At 69.7% G+C, this 18,004-nt stretch carries 14 protein-coding genes; 7 read left to right on the top strand and 7 right to left on the bottom strand.

Features of this window, described 5'->3' with window-relative positions:
* Positions 1–47 precede the first annotated feature (47 nt).
* Positions 48–659, bottom strand: coding sequence for a GyrI-like domain-containing protein (locus tag AC1C2U_RS19100; RefSeq protein WP_495363362.1), 612 nt, complete (start codon positions 657–659; stop codon positions 48–50).
* Positions 652–1,593 (bottom strand): arginase family protein, encoded by a 942-nt coding sequence (locus AC1C2U_RS19095; RefSeq protein ID WP_495363361.1) that lies wholly within the window; start codon positions 1,591–1,593, stop codon positions 652–654. Before AC1C2U_RS19095 ends, AC1C2U_RS19100 begins: the two co-directional genes overlap by 8 nt.
* Before the next feature lie 205 nt (positions 1,594–1,798).
* Here AC1C2U_RS19095 and AC1C2U_RS19090 point away from each other — a divergent pair, with 205 nt between their 5' ends.
* A complete protein-coding gene (locus AC1C2U_RS19090; protein ID WP_495363406.1) occupies positions 1,799–2,788 on the top strand; it encodes an aldo/keto reductase in 990 nt (329 codons plus the stop codon).
* Between the two features lie 88 nt (positions 2,789–2,876).
* Here AC1C2U_RS19090 and AC1C2U_RS19085 read toward each other — a convergent pair whose 3' ends face one another.
* Positions 2,877–3,983: an MFS transporter gene (locus tag AC1C2U_RS19085; RefSeq protein ID WP_495363360.1), complete on the bottom strand. Its 1,107-nt coding sequence runs from the start codon at positions 3,981–3,983 to the stop codon at positions 2,877–2,879.
* A gap of 125 nt (positions 3,984–4,108) precedes the next feature.
* On the opposite strand from AC1C2U_RS19085, the gene AC1C2U_RS19080 reads away from it, so the two are divergent.
* Positions 4,109–4,903: a hypothetical protein gene (locus tag AC1C2U_RS19080; RefSeq protein WP_495363359.1), complete on the top strand. Its 795-nt coding sequence runs from the start codon at positions 4,109–4,111 to the stop codon at positions 4,901–4,903.
* Positions 4,904–4,970: 67 nt separating this feature from the next.
* On the opposite strand, the gene AC1C2U_RS19075 is transcribed toward AC1C2U_RS19080, so the two are convergent.
* A complete protein-coding gene (locus AC1C2U_RS19075) occupies positions 4,971–7,484 on the bottom strand; it encodes a phosphoketolase family protein (RefSeq protein WP_495363358.1) in 2,514 nt (837 codons plus the stop codon).
* A 130-nt stretch (positions 7,485–7,614) separates the two neighbouring features.
* Between AC1C2U_RS19075 and AC1C2U_RS19070 the strand changes: the two genes are divergently transcribed.
* Entirely contained in the window at positions 7,615–8,535 is a 921-nt protein-coding gene (locus tag AC1C2U_RS19070) for an AEC family transporter (protein ID WP_495363357.1), read from the top strand.
* A gap of 54 nt (positions 8,536–8,589) precedes the next feature.
* Positions 8,590–9,333, top strand: a complete 744-nt coding sequence (locus tag AC1C2U_RS19065; RefSeq protein WP_495363356.1) for a DUF1353 domain-containing protein — start codon at positions 8,590–8,592, stop codon at positions 9,331–9,333.
* 335 nt (positions 9,334–9,668) lie between these two features.
* On the opposite strand, the gene AC1C2U_RS19060 is transcribed toward AC1C2U_RS19065, so the two are convergent.
* Both AC1C2U_RS19060 and AC1C2U_RS19055 read right to left on the bottom strand, forming a co-directional pair.
* On the bottom strand, positions 9,669–11,879 hold the full coding sequence (locus AC1C2U_RS19060) for a hypothetical protein (protein WP_495363355.1): 2,211 nt from the start codon (positions 11,877–11,879) through the stop codon (positions 9,669–9,671).
* A 90-nt stretch (positions 11,880–11,969) separates the two neighbouring features.
* A complete protein-coding gene (locus AC1C2U_RS19055) occupies positions 11,970–12,269 on the bottom strand; it encodes a hypothetical protein (protein WP_495363354.1) in 300 nt (99 codons plus the stop codon).
* Between the two features lie 97 nt (positions 12,270–12,366).
* Between AC1C2U_RS19055 and AC1C2U_RS19050 the strand changes: the two genes are divergently transcribed.
* The 3 genes from AC1C2U_RS19050 to AC1C2U_RS19040 all read left to right on the top strand — a co-directional run bounded on the left by AC1C2U_RS19050 (position 12,367) and on the right by AC1C2U_RS19040 (position 16,548).
* Positions 12,367–12,993: a TetR/AcrR family transcriptional regulator gene (locus tag AC1C2U_RS19050; RefSeq protein WP_495363353.1), complete on the top strand. Its 627-nt coding sequence runs from the start codon at positions 12,367–12,369 to the stop codon at positions 12,991–12,993.
* A gap of 215 nt (positions 12,994–13,208) precedes the next feature.
* Positions 13,209–13,964, top strand: a complete 756-nt coding sequence (locus AC1C2U_RS19045) for an LGFP repeat-containing protein (RefSeq protein WP_495363352.1) — start codon at positions 13,209–13,211, stop codon at positions 13,962–13,964.
* Positions 13,965–14,061: 97 nt separating this feature from the next.
* Complete coding sequence (locus AC1C2U_RS19040) at positions 14,062–16,548, top strand: DEAD/DEAH box helicase (RefSeq protein WP_495363405.1); 2,487 nt, start codon at positions 14,062–14,064, stop codon at positions 16,546–16,548.
* A gap of 394 nt (positions 16,549–16,942) precedes the next feature.
* On the opposite strand, the gene AC1C2U_RS19035 is transcribed toward AC1C2U_RS19040, so the two are convergent.
* Positions 16,943–17,848 carry an EamA family transporter gene (locus tag AC1C2U_RS19035; RefSeq protein WP_495363351.1) on the bottom strand — a complete coding sequence of 302 codons (906 nt, stop codon included), beginning with the start codon at positions 17,846–17,848 and terminating at the stop codon, positions 16,943–16,945.
* Positions 17,849–18,004: the final 156 nt, after the last annotated feature.

Genomic DNA, 18,004 nt, shown 5'->3' with positions numbered 1-18,004 from the left:
GCGGTGCGACCGGTTGTCGCAGGATGGTGCGCAGTTTCCTGCTCGTGTCAGCGCGGTGCGACCGGTTGTCGCAGGATGGTGCGCAGTTTCTCGGGGGCGGTGCGCCGCGGATCGCCGAGGTACACCTCGTGGTGACGGCCGTTGAAGCGCAGACCCTGCTCGGGCATGAACTCGTCGTGCAGGCGCGCAAGCACTGGGCCCTCGTCGTCGTATGAGCCGAGGTGCAGTGTCTGCACCGCGCGGCCCTCGGCGAGCCGCTCGAAGCGCACCTGTTCGGCCGCGGGCGCTTTCGCGACAGCCCGCGACGTGGCATCGGCCACGAACTCGGGCGTCAGCCAGTCGGGCTGCCAGATCATCATCGTCCACGACCAGGCCGACTTCTCGCGCGTGATGAACGTCGACGGGTCGTCGGCGCTCCAGAGCCCCTCGAGCGGTCCGACGACGTAGTCGCGATCGAGCTCGCGCTTGCTCTGGAACTTCGTCGCGTACGAGACGGCGTAGAGGGCTTCGACGGCCGCTGAGTACTCGGGAGCACTGTTGGGGTCGCCGTGCCCGTCGATCATGCAGTACGCGAGTTCGGGCACATCGATGAGCTCGAACCGGCCGCGAGGGGCCGAGTAGCAGGCGAGTTCGCGTTTGACGTCGTATTTGTCAGGCATGGTCGACTCCGGGGTTCTCGTGGGCGGGGGTCGCGCGAGTGCCGAGTTCGGCGAACCCGGTCTCGAGCATGGCGGTCAGCGACTCGGCGTACTCGCCGGTCGGGTCGAGGTCGGGGTCGAAGATCGCGACGTCGGCGCCGATCGCTCCGGGCGCGAGCGCCCGGAGCAGCGCCACCAGTTCGGCCGGTTCGAGACCGCCGGGGTCGACACTGTCGACGGCCGGCATCCACTCGGGGTCGAGGGCGTCGACGTCGAGATGGATCCAGTAGCCGTCGAGACCGGAGGCGTCCACCACGGCGCGCACTCGCTCGACGGCGTCTTCCACCCCAATGCGTCGCACCTCGCTCGCGGGCAACAGGGCACCGAGCGTGTCGGCGAGCTCTGCGGCATCGGCTTCGTCGTCGCGGGAGCCGAGCTGCACCGCATCGCCCGCGCGCACCAACGGCCGAAGCCCGTCGAGGTCGCTGAGCGCCGGCGCGTGCAGCCCGACGACGGCAGCCAGGGCCTCACCGCCGAGCGACGCCACGACGTCGCTGTTGCCCGGGTGCCGGAAGTCGCCGTGCCCATCGAGGTAGACGAGCCCGAATCGGCCGCGGCGGCGCAGGGCGAGCGCGGGGGCGAGCATGATGCTGCAGTCGCCGCCGACGACGAACGGGGTGTTGCCCGCGCCGATGGACGCGTCGATGCGACCGGCGAGACGCCGACTGTGATCGATGATCGCGGCCTCGTTGCGCACCGTGTCGCCGGGCTTGACGTTCGCTCGATAGCGAGCGGCGATCACCGTGCCCGCATCGCGCGCGCCGAGACGCCCGAATGCGGTGAAGAGTCCGGCTTCGCGCAGCGCTTCGGGAGCCTTCGCAGTGCCGGGTACACTGCCCGGCTCGGGCGGCCGCAGCCCCAGATTCGACGGCGCGGCGATGATGTCGATACCCATGCGCCCATCCTCACGGGGGCCACCGACACCCGGCGCCCGCACCCGGCGCCCACGCCCACGCCCGCACCGGCACCCCGCACCGGCACCCGGAACCGACACCGAAGCCCGTACCGACACTGATCCGCAGGCGGCGGATGCGACATCCGCTCGCCCGTGACACCATCGAACAGTGACCGAAGCGCCCGCACCCGACCACTGGAGCATCATGCAGACTCGCACCCTCGGCCGCACCGGCCGCACTGTCTCCGTCATCGGCCTCGGCACCTGGCAGCTCGGCGCCGACTGGGGCGAAGTCGCCGAGGCCGACGCACTCGCCGTGCTCGACGCCGCGTACGAATCGGGCGTCACCTTCTTCGACACCGCCGACGTCTACGGCGACGGGCGCAGTGAATCGCTCATCGGCACGTGGCTGCGTGCGAACCCCGACTCGGGCGTGACGGTCGCCACGAAGATGGGGCGACGGATGCCGCAGCAGCACGCCAACTACTCCCTCGCGAACTTCCGGGAGTGGACCGACCGCTCTCGCGCCAACCTCGGCGTCGAGACCCTCGACCTCGTGCAGCTGCACTGCCCGCCAACGTCGGTGTACGCCGACGACGAGGTCTATGACGCCCTCGACACCCTCGTCGCCGACGGGGCGATCGCCGCATACGGCGTCAGCGTCGAGCGGGTCGACGAAGCCCTCGCCGCGATTGCACGGCCGCACGTTGCATCCGTGCAGATCATTCTGAACGCGTTCCGGCTGAAGCCGCTCGACGAGGTGCTGCCTGCCGCTGCGGCCGCCGGTGTGGGCATCATCGCCCGAGTGCCCCTCGCGAGCGGGCTGCTCTCGGGGCGCTATACGAGCGAGACGATCTTCGCGGCGAACGACCACCGCAGTTTCAACCGCCACGGCGAGTCGTTCGACGTCGGCGAGACCTTCTCGGGCGTCGACTACGAGACGGGCGTGCGTGCGGCCGCTGAGTTCTCCGCGATCGCTCGAGACGCGGTTCCGGATGCCTCGGCGGCCCAGGTCGCCCTCGCCTGGGTTGCGGCCCAGACGGGCGTGAGCTCGGTGATTCCGGGCGCGCGTTCACCCCAGCAGGCACGTTCCAACGCCGCGGCGGGATCGCTGCAGCTGCCCCCGTCGGTGGACGTCGCCGTGCGGGAGCTCTACGACCGCGACATCCGCGACTCGGTGCACGAGCGCTGGTAGCCGCCGTTTCGTACCACTCGTTTCGCAACGGACTGTGGATGTCGTGGGTCCCGTGCGATACGGGTGGTCCCGACGCCGCACCTCGGGCTCAGTGGGATGCGCTCTCGACGACATCGACATCGGCGACATCGGCGACATCGGCGGGCCGCCTGCGCACCTGCCCGGCCACGGCGAGGCTCACGAGCATGACCGCGCCGATCGCGAGCAGTGCGTGGCGGGCCCCGACGGTGTCGGCGAGGAGGCCGAGCAGCGGCGGCGCGGCCAGCGAGGAGATCGTCGAGAACGACGTGACCACCGAGACGCGTTGGCCGGCCCTCGATGGCTCGTCGGATGCCGCCGAGATCGCGATCGGGTTGCCGAGGGCCGCGCCGCAGCCCCAGAGCACGATGCCGATCCAGGCCACGGCGAGGTTCGGGCCGAAGACGAAGAGTGCGAGACCCACGAGAGCGGATGCCCCGGACGCTCGCAGCACGGCCACCCTGCCGAAGCGGTCGATGAGTCGAGTGCCGAGAAACCGGAACACGGTCATCGCCCCGACGAAGGTGCCGTAGGCGATCGCGCCGGTCGCCTCGGCGGCCTCGAAGCCGTCGACGACCGCCAGCGAGAGCCAGGTGTTCGCCGAGCCTTCGGCCAGAGATGCGGCGAGGAGCACGACGCCGAGCAGCAGCGTGCGCGGCTCGAGCCACACGCCGAGCGCCGAGCGCACCGCCCGCCGATTGCGTGCGCCCGTCTCGTGCGCGTTGACCGAGCCGGTCTCCGTCGTGATCGCCGGTCGCGCCGTGAGCGCCGTCGACGGCGCGATCAGCCAGAGCCGCACTGCAGTGACGACGGCGGTGACGATGACGATCTGCAGCGCGATGTGCACCCCTGCGAAGGCGAATGCCGCACCGACGAGGGCGCCGCCGGCCGCGCCGATCGAGAAGGCCGCGTGGAAGTGCGGCAGGATGTTGCGGCCGAGCCGCTGTTCGACGGACGCCGCGTTGATGTTGATGGGCACGTTGATGAGGCCGCCGCAGAGCCCGTTGATGAACATGCCGGCGATGAACAGCGGCAGTCGTGATCGGCACCCGGCGACACTATCGCGGGCCGTCGCTCCGCACCGATATTCGAGAACTCCCCCCAAACAGGGCTCAACGTCGATACGCTGCACAAGTGTTGTGTTAGCGGGGGGCTGGCAGTGACGACATCGGTGCATCGCGGGGGCGAAGGCTCGCTCGGTGCGCCACTCGAACGCACGGGGGTCGCCACATCTCCCTCCTTCGACCGTCGAGACGACGGGCGTAGATCCGAAACATCGGTTCGTACGAAGGAAGGCATCGAATGAATACTCAAAGAGTCACGGCGTTCGGCCACGGCGGGGCGGCGGCGCTCCACCCGAGGACCGGTTCGAGCCGCAGCCGGGTGAACCGGATGCTCGGACTCGCGTTCGCGGGTCTGATCGTGGTCACGCTCGGAGTCGCCAGCCAGGCGCAGAGCGCGCAGGCGGCTGCCGACCTCACGCGAGCCCAGGAGCTCGCCGTCGCCCAAGTCGGCGACCGCGTCGGCATCGGCGCTGCGGGCGTGGACATCAACGGGCTCAGGGATGCCGCGGCGTCGAGTCTGGCCACCGGAGCCGTCGCCGGTGCGCAGGGCCTCATCGGCGAAGCGGGTGCCGAGCTCGGCGCCGCGGGCGTCGCCACGCTCGTGTCGCTGCGCGACGGCGTCATCGCCGAGGTCGGTACCGGCGGGTCAGCCGCCGCGGTCACCGCGGCGACCGGCGCGCTGCGCGCAGAGCAGGGCGCGGTTTCGACGGCCCTCGCCGCTCACCGTGAAGCGGTCGCCGCGCAGCTCGCCGCCGAGGCGGCAGCTGCGCAAGCTGCAGAAGCCGCACGAGTCGCGGCCGAGCAGGTCGCCGATGATTCAGGTTCATGGTCGGGCGACTCGGATGCCGCGGCGGCATCGAGTTCCGGAGCGTCGGCCGAGGGCGGCCAAGCCGCTGCGGCCGACCCGTACACCGCCGAGTTCTACCCGGGTCTGCCCGCCGCGCCGCGAGACGAGGACTGCGGGCCGTGCACCGGCAAGCCCATGTACCCCGTGGCGTACAACGGCACGTACGTATGGGGTTGCGCAGCGTAACGACCGAGGTCGAACCGATGGGCGTCCGGGGAACCGGGCGCCCATCGTCGTCGCGGGCTGACCGCGACTACCCCGGAGTGACGGCGCCCGGAGTGACTGCGCCCGGAGTGACGGCGAAGCGCCAGCCGGTGATCCACGCGGGATCCTCCCCGTGCTCGTACGCGTGCTCGCGGGCGGCCGCCCGCGCTGCGTGCCACTCGTCGGCGACCTCGGCGACACCGGGCCGCCCAGCGAGCCCGGGCACGCGGTTGAGCACGTCGAGTGCGAGCCGGTACCGGTCGAGGTCGTTGAGGTGCAGCATGTCGAACGGCGTCGTCGTGGTGCCCCGCTCGATGAAGCCCCGCACGTGCAGGTTCGCGTGATTCGTGCGCCGGTAGGCGAGTTGGTGGATGAGCGACGGGTACCCGTGGAAGGCGAAGATCACGGGCGCCGATCGCGTGAAGATCGCGTCGAACGCCAGGTCGGGCAGTCCGTGCGGGTGATGCGACGGGCCCTGCAGCCGCATCAGGTCGACGACATTCACGAGCCGCACCCGCAGCTCGGGCAGTCGCTCGCGCAGCAATTGCGCCGCCGCGATCGCCTCGGTCGTCGGCACGTCGCCGGCACACGCGATGACGACGTCGGGCACGGATGCCGCGGCATCCGCTCGCTCGAAACCGGGCTCGTTGCCCGCCCACTCCCACACGCCGAGCCCCGCCTCGACGTGCGCTCGCGCCTCGGCGGGCCCGAGCCACTGCGGCTGCGGCTGCTTGCCGGCGACGACGACGTTGACGCGGTTCTGCGTGTCGAAGGCGTGCCGCATCACCTCGAGCAGGGTGTTGGCGTCGGGCGGCAGGTACACGCGCACGATGTCGGCCTGCTTGTTGACGACGACGTTCAGGAAGCCCGGGTCCTGGTGCGAGAAGCCGTTGTGGTCCTGCCGCCAGACGTGCGAGGAGAGCAGGTAGGTGAGGCTCGCGACATCCCCGCGCCATGGCACTTGCTTGGCCGACTCGAGCCACTTCGCGTGCTGGTTGAACATCGAGTCGACGATGTGGATGAACGCCTCGTAGCTCGTGATGAGCCCGTGCCGCCCGGTCAGCAGGTACCCCTCGAGCAGGCCCTGCATGAGGTGCTCGCTGAGCGCTTCGATCACGCGGCCCGAGCGGGCGAGGTGTTCGTCGAGCGGATGCAGCGCCTCGGCCCACACCCGGTCGGTGACCTCGAACACGGCTCCGAGCCGGTTCGAGGCCACTTCGTCGGGGCCGAACAGACGGAAGTCGGCGGGGTTCGCCCGCATCACCTCGGCGAGCCAGGCGCCGAAGAGCTTCGTCGCCTCGCCGGAGGTGCCGCGCTCGCCGGGTGTCACCTCGATCACGAGCGGTTCGAGCGCCGGCAGGTCGAGCGGAGCCGCGATGCCGCCGTTCACGTGGGCACTCGTGTTCGCGCTCATGCGCAGCACCCCGTCTGGGCGCACGGCGTCGAGCTCGGCGACCGGGCGGCCCTCATCGTCGAAGAGCTCTTCTGGCCGGTAGGAGCGCAGCCACTGTTCGAGCATCGCGAGGTGCTCTGGATTCTCGCGGACGCCTGAGAGCGGCACCTGGTGGGCGTGGAACGTGCCCTCGACCTGCACGCCGTCGACGATGCCGGGGCCGGTCCATCCCTTGGGAGTGCGCAGCACGATCGCCGGCCAGCGCGGTGCGGTCTCGGCGAACGCGCCCGCCGCGGCATCCGCTCGAATACCGGCGATGCGCGCGTACGCGACGTCGATCGCGTCGGCCATGCGGCCGTGCACGGCCATCGGGTCCTCGCCGTCGAACCCGCCGGTGACGAGGAGCGGTTCGTAGCCGTTGCCGCGGAAGAAGTCGACGAGCTCGGCCTCGGGGATGCGCGCCAGCAGCGTCGGATTCGCGATCTTGAAGCCGTTCAGGTGCAGGATCGGCAGCACCGCGCCATCCGTCACCGGGTTCAGGAAGGAGTGGCCGCGCCAACTCGCCGCGAGCGGCCCGGTCTCGGCCTCGCCGTCGCCGATGACGCACGCGACCACGAGCCCCGGGTTGTCGAGCGCTGCGCCGTACGCGTGCATGAGCGAGTAGCCGAGCTCACCGCCCTCGTTGATCGAGCCGGGCGTCTCGGGTGCAGCATGCGACGGGATTCCGCCCGGGAAGGAGAACTGGCGGAAGAGTCGGTGCATGCCCTCGGCGTCGGCGCTCACGGCCGGGAACAGCTCCGAGTACGTGCCGTCGAGCCACGTGTTCGCAACCATCGCCGGGCCACCGTGCCCCGGCCCGCACACATAGATGGTGGGCGTGCCGCGCTCGACGATCGCCCGGTTGAGGTGCGCGTAGACGAGGTTGAGGCCGGGGGAGGTGCCCCAGTGGCCGAGCAGCCGGGGCTTGATGTCGCCGGGCTCGAGCGGCCGGGCGAGCAGCGGGTTCGCAATCAGGTAGATCTGTCCGACGCTCAGGTAGTTCGCCGCGCGCCACCACGCGTCGACGGTCTCGAGGGGCACGGATGCCGCGAGCCGGCGCCCGCCCGACGGTTCGTGCTCGTGCTCGTGCTCGTGCTCGTGCGGCTGTGGTTGCTCCCGTGCTTCGACCATGTCTTCCCCCGTCGACTCGGCGTGCGCTTCGAGCCTAGGTCGAAGCCTGCGGAATGCGGAAGGACCGCGACGGAGTAACGTCGAACGCGATGAGCGCCCCGCACCCACCCGACGAGCGCGGGCGCTACGCATGATCGCGATCTTCACCGGCTTCGCCGTCATCGCGTTCGCCGTGTTCGTCGGCTGGATCGCGGGACGCACTGGTGTGCTCGGCCCAGAGGCGAAGCCGATTCTGGCCCGGCTGAACTTCAACGTGCTGGCGCCGTTCCTGCTCTTCTCCGTGCTCGCGACCGCAGACGTGGGCGCCCTCTTCTCGGCTCTGCTGCCGGTCTCCGCGATCGCCGCGGTCGCCATGATGGTCGTGTTCGCCCTCGTTGCGATGCTGCTGTGGCGGCGCAGCCTCGAGCGCACCGTCATCGGGTCGCTCGCAGCGGGATACGTGAACGGCAACAACTTCGGCATCCCGATCGCCGTGTACATGCTCGGCGACGCCGCGTACTCGGCACCGGTCGTGCTGCTGCAGTTGCTGTTGTTCGCGCCGGTGGCCCTCGCCGTCCTCGGTGCGCGCGTGCACGGCCACACCTCGGCCTGGGCGATCGTGCGCACGACGCTCACGAACCCGATCATCGTCGGCTCCCTCGCCGGAGTGCTCGTCTCGGTCTCGGGCCTCGAACTGCCGCCGATCGTGCTCGAGCCGATCGAGCTCATCGGCCACGCGGCAGTGCCGCTCATGTTGATCGCGTACGGACTCTCACTGCACGGGCAGCGATTGTTCGAGTCGGGCAGCGGTCGCCGCGAGGTGCTGCTCGCCACGGCGCTGAAGCTCATCGCCATGCCTGTCGTGGCCTGGGTGGTCGGCGCGTTCGTCTTCGGGCTCGACGGCATCGAGCTGTACGCGGTGACCGTGCTCGCGGCGCTGCCGACGGCCCAGAACGTGTTCAACTTCGCACAGCGGTACGACACAGCCGAGGTCGTCGCCCGCGACACGGTGTTCCTCACCACGGTCGGGTCGGTTCCGGTGCTCATCATCGTGGCGCTCCTGCTCGGTTGAGGCCCTCGGCACGGGTGGGTCGGGGCAGGATGGGCAGAAGCGAAGGAGACCGCGATGCCATTCCTCACTGCCGACGACCGGCCCCTCGACGAGTTGCTGCTCGCCCAGCGACCCGCCGACGGGCACCGCTTCCAGGTGCGTGCGCCGTTCGTGTACGTCGATCCGGTCGGCGGTGGGCGCTACGAGGTTCCGGTTCAGGATGCCCCGGCCGGTGACGGTGTTGCGGCCGCATCAGCCGACTCGGACCTCGCCTCGGTGCCGACGCCGCTCTGGGGGCTCATCGCGAGCTACGGTCGCCAATCGGCGCCGGCGCTGCTGCACGACGCCAGATCGGTCATCGCAGCAGAGCTCGGCGACCGGCGGGCGGCCCTACGGCAGCGCCGGGAAGACGACCGGGTCTTCCGCACCGCGCTCCGCGAGCAGGGGGTGCCGCTGCTGCGCGCCTCGATCATGTGGGCGTGGATCTCCGCGGATCGGGAGCGGGAGTTCGGCGGTGCCGCCGGCCTTGTGCTGCTCGTGCAGGCGGTGCTCGGCGGCATCGTCGTGGCCGGGGCATCCGTCGCCGCGTTCTGGAACCCCGTGTGGCTCGTGCTGCTCGTCGTGGTCGCGCTCGCCGCGCTCGCGTGGGGCAGGCTCGGCGGCGTGGTGCTCGTGCTGACCTTCTCGCTCGGCTGGCTGGGGCCGTTCGCGCTCGTGCAACTGGTGGCGCTCGTGCCGTTCCGGCTGGTCGAGGCGCTCGTCGAGCTCGTCACGGGAGGCGACCCCGCGGGCGTGCTCAGGCCGACGATCCGTCGATGACGTTGGTCGACCAGCGCCCGACGAAGGAGGACGCGTATCGACTTCGCTGGTCGAGTAGCGCCCAACGAAGGAGCGTATCGACTCTGCTGGTCGAGTAGCGCCCGACGAAGGAGGACGCGTATCGACTCTGCTGGTCGAGTAGCGCCCGACGAAGGAGCGTATCGACTCTGCTGGTCGAGTAGCGCCCGACGAAGGAGCGTATCGACTCTGCTGATCGAGTAGCGCCCGACGAAGGAGGACGCGTATCCACTCTGCTGGTCGAGTAGCGCCCGACGAAGGAGGACGCGTATCGAGACCTGAACCGGGCAACGTCTCGATACGCTCGCAGGCCCCCGCTACTCGACCTGTGCGGGCGGCGTCGTGGGCGCGCTCCAGTGGTGGAACCAGCGCGCCCACAGCTGCGCGCGCCAGCCCTGCGGGTCGAGCAGCTCGCGGCGTCGCGCGAGGTCGCGCGTGAACTCCTCGGTGCGCACCGCATCGCGGAGCTTCATCGGCCGAGTGTTCGACAGGATCGTCGGGTCGCCCGCCGCCGTGTCATCGGTGCGAGCGGCGACCACGACCGGAACCGGCGCGTAGAGCGGCTCCACGAAGACGAACACCGCGACGATGATGAGGATCACGGTGTCGACGACCATCCACCCGAGCGGCGGCTTGCTCCACGCGAAGATCGCGAACCAGATGCAGACGAACGCGCCCAGAACGTAGAAGAACCGCGGAATCGAGCTGAGCCTCAGCCAGTGGCGCGGCTCGATCGGGCAGCGGTCCCATTCGCGCGAGCGGCGTGTCGCGCCGGCGAGCAACTGGTTCAGCCAGATGAGCACCGCGAGGGTGAGCCCCGATGCGACGAGCCAGCTCCACGGGTTGAGTCCGGCCGGATCCGTGAAGAACGAAGCGGAGGCGATCGCGGCGGGCACCGCCTCCGCGACGTCCTGCCCGCCGGGGAAGACGCCGATCATGAAGCCGATCGCTCCGGCGACCCAGCTCGCGACCGTCGCGAAGGCGGCGTAGACCCCGGGCAGTCCGGGCAGGATCGCGGCGATCACGACGGAGGCGAGCATGTTGATGCCGAGCGACTTCTTGTCGATCACCGACAGCCGGTTCTCGACATAGGCGGCCGAAGCGGGCGCGGCGGGGAACTCGGAGCCCAGCAGGTGCCGCGCTGTCGGCTCGACCACCTGGATGGTGTTCTCGAAGTAGGCGGAGTGATCGAGAAACGGCTGGCTCGTATTGTGCACGGCGTGCTCCTCGGGCCCCATCGCGGTCGCGGCGCCGGGGAAGTACGCATTGCGCCAGCGCTCACGACGACCGGGTGCAGTGTCGGCGATCGGGCCGGCCGAGAACGGGTCCCAGATCGCCCAGTGGTTCGCCCACTGCACCTTCTTCTTCTCGTCGTCGACGCCGTCGTTACGCTCGATCCACTTCGCGACGGGCCGGTACTCGTCGGACCGGCCGAGCCATCTCTCGCGGCCGAGCAGCACGACCGCCGCTCCGACCGTGGTGAGACGCCTGACGTTGTAGTCGCTCGGCTCGAGCTCCTCGAAGAGAGTGAACGTCGCCACGGCCGCGCCCTGCGAGTGTGCGAAGAGGTGCACGTCGCCGTCGCCGACGAGCTCTTTCGCCCGTGCCAGGGCGTTGCGCACGACGAGGCGCATGGCGGAGGCGCGCAGCGGCTTCTCCTTCCACGCCGCGACGTCGCCGATCGACTCGATGACGCCGTCGATGGCGCCCTGTGCGAGGTCCTTGAACCACGGAATGATGAGCAGCGGGCTGATGAGCGGCAGGATCGGCGTGAGCACGGCCGCGAGCAGCACGAGGAAGACCCAGGTCACGACGAAGGCGATGGTGCAGACGACGAGCCGGATGGAGTCGATGACGAGGTCGACGACCCGCGGCAGTTCGCGGGGTTCATCGGGCGACTTCATCAGGTGCCGCACGAGCGTGTACCACGGCACGAGCACCATCGTGCCGAGGAACAGGTCGAGCACGCGCCAGATGGTGCGCCACATGAACACGACGGCCCACTGGAACACCTGCCCACGGCTCATCGGCACGAACGATTCCGACCAGCGCGCTTCGAGGATCGCGACTTTCAGCAGCACGTCGTCGTCGGGGTCGGATGGTTCGCCGCTGGCCTGCGCCCGCGGGCCCGGGTAGCGCACGGTCGCCGTGACCATCGGCACCTCGCCCGAGAGGTCCGACTCGTGGATCTCGACGCCGTGCCGCTCGTCGCCGCCGATCACGCGGTCGCGGGCGAGCCAGTCCATGCGACCGAGCAGTGGTTCGGCCCACTCGAGCAGAATCTGGCTGCGGTATGCGTTGCCCATGCCGTGCACGACGACGAGGGCACGATCGAAGGTGCCGGCATCGACGGTGCTGGTGCCGGCCGGCGCGGAGTCGCCGCTGCTCGCCCCGCCCGAGCGCTCGCGGTCGGTCGAGTCGCGCTCGTTCGCACCTCCCGCGCCGTCGCCGGGTGAGGCGGGAGGAGGCGCTGCGGGCGACTCGTCGGGGGCGGGTGGCTCTGGCGTGGGGCTGGGTGCGATCCGCATGGATTCTCCTCGGGCGAGTTCGTCTGAGCGAACGCTAGCGGCTCGACCCGCCCCGTGTCGCCTGTGCTGTCGAGGAGGTCGTGGTCAGTGTCAGCCCTGACGGGTCGCGCGGCGGCGGCGAAGCGCGGCGTAGGCGCCGATCAGCCTCGGTACCACGACGTAAACGGCGAGCGGCACGACCACGACGGTGAGTGCGAAGGCGCGGAGCACGGGGTGCCATGACTCCGACCATGGCCCGATCAGCATCATGCCGATCGCGACGAGCGGGAAGATCGCGAGCCAGGTGATGACGGTGCGCACGTGCACCGACGGGGGTGCGCCGGGTGCACCGGCCGGCACGGCTGACGGTGTCGCTGTGGTGATGACGGGGGTGGAGGCGGTGCTGTTCATGTCTGCTCCTCGATGATTCTCCAACTGAATGGTTGCAATTGAACCACGCCTCGATGAGTTGTGCAACTATTCAGTTGGAAATGGCTAGACTGGCCACATGGCCTGGGATACCGAGCGAACGAAACGGCTCCTGCTCGAAGCGGCGACCGCCGAGTTCAGTGAGCACGGGCTCGCCGGTGCGCGCATGGATCGCATCGCGGCATCCGCCGGGGTCAACAAAGAGCGCATCTACCAGTACTTCGGCAAGAAAGACGAGCTCTTCGCGACCGTGCTCACGACGCAGTTGCGCGCCACGATGGACGCCGTGCCGATGACCGGCGAGGGACCCGAGGCTGCGGGTGACTACGCGGGCCGCCTCTTCGATCACCACGTCGCCGAGGGGCGAATTCCGCGTCTCATCTTCTGGGAGGGCCTGGAGCGGGGCGAGAACGCCGCGGCGGACGCCGCACGGGTCGAGCACCACGGCGTCAAGGTGGACCGATTCCAAGAGCTGCTGCCCGGCACCGACCGTCACCAGGCCGCCGAGCTGCTGCTCACGATCGTGACACTCGTCAACGCCTGGCCGGTGCTCGGGCAAGTCGACGAACTGCTCGTCGGTGACCCCGGCGCCCGGCGTCGGGCTGCCCGGCGCGCGGCGATCATGCAGACGGTCGTGCTGCTCGCCCGTGCGGCGCAGGGCTCGACGAGCGCCACCAACGCCGCCGCACCCGCCGCCGGCAGCTGAGAGGCGATTCGAAGTTCAGGGATAACCCTGATCCGCTGCATCCAAGCCCTTCGTATCTTGGAAACCGATCACCACCCCGTGGACCGCAGGGGGAACTGTCACCGCGGAGTGGAGATCGGATAGCCGGTCAGTACCGAGTTTCAACACGAGGTGCAGGCCGGCTTCCCCCGTTTCCGGCGGCGAAATGGCGCACACGGCAGAGAAGAGATCGGGCGATGACTGAACGGATGACGCGGCTCGCACGTCACGGCCACGGGCCCGCCCGCGCGGCCCGTACCGAGCTCCGCTCAACGCACCTCGACCGTGCCCTGAGCTGGAGCGACTTCCGCACTGCGGTGCGCTACGACCCCGCCAACCAGTTGCTGCTCGCGGTGCCGGCGATCAGCATGAAGCGCGCCGAGCACTCGTGGCTCGGTGATGCCACTGCACCGCACACGCGCATCGGGGCAGGCGAGATGTACCGTCGCGAGTACGAGCGCGGTGCCGTCTACTGGTCGGAGCGCACCGGCGCGCACGAGGTGCACGGGCTCATCGCCGAGCACTGGCACGCGACGGGCGCAGAGACCTCGTTGCTCGGCTTCCCGACGACCGACGAGCAGCCCCTCGCCGCGTCGGAGCTCGGCGGCCGCATCGCCGGCGGGTTCGCCCACTTCGAGGGCGGCTCCATCTACTGGACCCCCGTGCACGGACCCGCGATCGTGTACGGCATGGTGCGCGACATCTGGGCGCTGCTCGGCTGGGAGCGTTCGCCGCTCGGGCTGCCCGTGCGCGACGTCGAGCTCGATCACGAGACGGGGCTGCAGCGCGGATGCTTCGAGCACGGCACCGTCGAGTGGTCGTCGTCGACCGGGCCCGCCGTCGTGATCTCTGCGGCCGAGGCGTCCGCGGCTTTCGAGACGTCCGCGAATCTCGAGCCTGCAGTGCGCGGGGCGCTCGACCGCCTGCAGCTCGACTTCGCCCCCGGGGTGTAACCCGCGCCGCGGCGGCGCGCCTCCAGCCGCGTGACAGACTCGACGGGTGACCCCGACCCTGACCGAGCTGGCCCCGAGCCCGTACGACGCCGACGCGATGTACGACGTCTTCGTCCGCTGGGCCGAGGGGCGCGGCCTCTCGCTGTACCCGGCCCAAGACGAAGCGATCATCGAGATCGTCTCGGGCGCGAATGTCATCCTCTCCACGCCCACGGGCACCGGCAAGTCGCTCGTCGCGGTGGCCGCCCACGCGGCATCCATCGCTCAGGGCGGTCGCAGCTACTACACGGCGCCGATCAAGGCACTCGTCAGTGAGAAGTTCTTCCAGCTCGCCGAGATCTTCGGAGCGGCGAACGTGGGCATGGTCACGGGCGACAGCTCGGTGAACCCGGATGCCCCGATCATCTGCTGCACCGCCGAGATCCTCGCGAACCTCGCCCTGCGTCACGGACCCGACGCCGACGTCGACCAGGTCGTGATGGACGAATTCCATTACTACGGCGACCCCGATCGCGGCTGGGCGTGGCAGGTGCCGCTGCTCACCCTGCACCGGGCCCAGTTCGTGCTCATGTCGGCGACGCTCGGCGACGTCACCGGCATCGCCGCCGACCTGAAGCGCCGCACCGGGCGCGAGACCGCACTCGTCACCGGCGTCGACCGGCCGGTGCCGCTGCACTTCTCGTACGCGAAGACGCCCGTGCAGGAGACGGTCGAAGAGCTCATCGAGACCCGGCAGGCGCCCGTCTACGTCGTGCACTTCTCGCAGGCTGCCGCGATGGAGCGGGCGCAAGCGCTCTCCTCGATCCGCGTCATCACGCGCGAGCAGCGCGACGAGATCGCCGATGCGCTCGGCGGGTTCCGCTTCAACACGGCGTTCGGAAAGACGCTCTCCCGGCTCGTGCGCTCGGGCATCGGGGTGCACCACGCAGGCATGCTGCCGCGCTACCGCCGGCTCGTCGAGACGCTCGCCCAGCGTGGGTTGCTGCGGGTCATCTGCGGCACCGACACCCTCGGCGTGGGTATCAACGTGCCGATTCGCACGGTGCTCATCACCGCGCTCGTGAAGTTCGACGGGCAGCGGATGCGGCAGCTGACCGCGCGCGAATTCCACCAGATCGCGGGGCGGGCCGGCCGGGCCGGCTACGACACCGCGGGAACCGTCGTGGTGCTCGCACCCGAGCACGAGATCGAGAACGACGCCGCCGTCCGCAAGGCGGGCGACGATCCGAAGAAGATCAAGAAGATCGTGCGCAAGAAGGCGCCGGCCGGCCAGATCACCTGGGGCGAGGCCTCGTTCGACCGGCTCGTCGCCGCCGAGCCCGAGCCGCTCGTGCCGCAGCTGAAGCTCACCGCAGCGATGCTGATCAACGTCATCGGGCGCGGGGGAGACGTGATCGGCGACATCCGCTCGCTCGTGTTCGACAACCACGAACCGCGCGCTCGGCAGTTCGAACTCGCCCGGCGTGCGCTCGAGATCTTCCGCACGCTGCGCGACGCGGGCGTCGTCGAACTGCTGCCCGCGGCCGACGGCGTGAGCATGCCGATCGTGCGCCTCACCGTCGACCTGCAACCGAACTTCGCGCTCAACCAGCCGCTGTCCCCGTTCGCGCTCGCCGCGATCGAGCTGCTCGACCCCGACGCCACCGCTGAGAGCGGCGTCGGCACGGGTCACTACGCGCTCGACGTCGTGAGCGTCATCGAATCGACACTCGACGACCCGCGCCCGATCCTTTCGCAGCAGCAGTTCAAGGCTCGCGGCGAAGCCATCGGCCGCATGAAGCAAGAGGGCATCGAGTACGACGAGCGCATGGAGCTCGTCGAACAGGTCACCTGGCCGAAGCCGCTCGACGAGCTGCTCGCGCAGTCGTTCGAGGTCTTCGCGTCGAGCCAGCCGTGGGTGCGCGACTTCGAGCTCTCGCCGAAGTCCGTCGTGCGCGACATGTTCGAGCGCAGCATGTCGTTCGGGGAATACGTCGGCTATTATCAGCTCGCGCGCAGTGAGGGACTCGTGCTGCGCTACCTCTCCGACGCGTTCAGGGCGATTCGCCAGACCGTCCCGACCGAGGCGAAGAACGAAGAGCTGCTCGACATCATCGAGTGGCTCGGCGAGCTCGTGCGCCAGGTCGATTCGAGCCTCGTCGACGAGTGGAACGAGCTCATCGACCCTTCGGCGCATCTGCCCGAGGACGAGACCGCGGTCGTACCGCCGGCCCCACCCTCGGTGGTGACCAATCGGCGCGCGTTCACCGTGCTCGTGCGCAACGAGCTCTTCCGCCGGGTGCAGCTCGCCGCGCTCCAGCGCGATGAGGACCTCGCCGAGCTCGACGCCGAGGTCGACTGGCCCGAAGCGCTCGACCGGTACTACGACGAACACGATTCGATCGGCGTCGGGCCCGCTGCCCGCTCACCGCGGTTGGTCGCGATCGACGAGTCGGATGCCGCAGAGGGAATGTGGCGCGTCGAGCAGACGATCGACGACCCGGCCGGCGATCACGACTGGCGGATCCGGGCCGAGGTCGACCTCAATGCCTCCGCCGAGGAGGGCGCCGCCGTCGTGCGCGTGACCGAGGTCGTGCGTCTCTGACCGCGTTTGTGGGTTGAGCCTGCCGAAACCTTGTGGGTTGAGCAAGCCGATCCCTTGTGGGTTGAGCTTGCCGAAACCTTGTGGGTTGACCTCGTCGAATCCCTTGTGGGTTGAGCTTGCCGAAACCTTGTGGGTTGAGCTTGCCGAAACCCTGTGGGTTGAGCTTGCCGAAACCTTGTGGGTTGAGCTTGCCGAAACCTTGTGGGTTGAGCTCGTCGAAACCCTGTGGGTTGAGCTTGCCGAAACCTTGTGGGTTGAGCTTGCCGAAACCCGTGCAGGCACCGGGTTTCGGCAGGCTCAACCCGCAGTCCCGGTCACGCGAGCGCGATCGGCAGGCTCAACCCACAGTCCCCGTCACGCGAGCGCGATCGGCAGGCTCAACCCGCAGTCCCGGTCACGCGAGCGCGAGCATGCCCGCGGCTGCGAGGGCGAGCACGAGGCCGACCCACTGCACGGGGGCGATGCGCTCCTTGAGCACGATCGCCGCGAGCAGGATGGTGCCCGCCGGGTACATCGCCCCGAGCACGGCCGCGACCGAGAGGTCGCCCGCCCTGATGCCCGCGAGCAGCAGACCGTTCGCGATGACGTCGACGACTCCGCACGCGATCGCGAGGCGGATTCCGGCGGCGATCGACGTCTGCTGCGGCATCCGCTCGCCTGCTGACGAGGTTGCAACCGTCGCGGGAGCCGCCCGCCGCCGCCGCACCGCGACCAGCGCGAGCACGCCGACCACGGTGAACATGATCGCCGCGGTGACCCCGCGGTTGAGGAGCAGCGGCACGACCCCGCTCTCATCGGAGGTCTGGTCGATCGTGATGTAGAAGCCGCCGATCGCGACGCCCGAGCCGATTGCCATGAGGATGCCGCGCAGGCTCGGGCGCACGGCGCCCTTCTCAGGTACGAACCCGACGAGCACGACCGCGACGAGCGCGAGGCCGAGCGCCCAGTACCCGAGCGATGCGAGTCGCTCGCCGGTGACGAGCCCCCACAGCATCGGCACGACGGCCGAGACCACGGCTGTGAGCGGCGACAGGATCGACATCGGTCCGATCGCGAGACATGCGTACAGCAGGGAGATTGCGACGGCGCCGCTGACGCCCGAGATCACCCCCCAGAACACGTCGTCGGCGCTCCATGCGCCGCCCAGCAACGGGTACGCGACGGCGAGCGCGACGAACCCGGTGACCGCGGCCACCGCGGTGGCGAGCACCGCGCTGACGCGCTTCGCGGCGAGGCCGCCGAGAAAGTCCGCTGCACCGAACACGAGCGCCCCGGTGAGCGAGAAGACGGCCGTGAGCATGGTCGTCACAGCGTAACGAGTGGCGCCGACGTGCTCATTCGAGCAGCAGAACGGATGCCTCGTGCTCTTCTGTGCGGCATCCGTGAACAGTGCGTGAAATCAGGCCGGTCATTGGTCCCCGACCCCTTGGCAGCGTCACGGGCCGCCCATAGGCTA

It is taken from the genome of Agromyces sp. Y575, from assembly GCF_059445445.1.
Note: the sequence above shows the minus strand (reverse complement) of the source record. Positions and strands in the feature narration are given on the sequence as shown.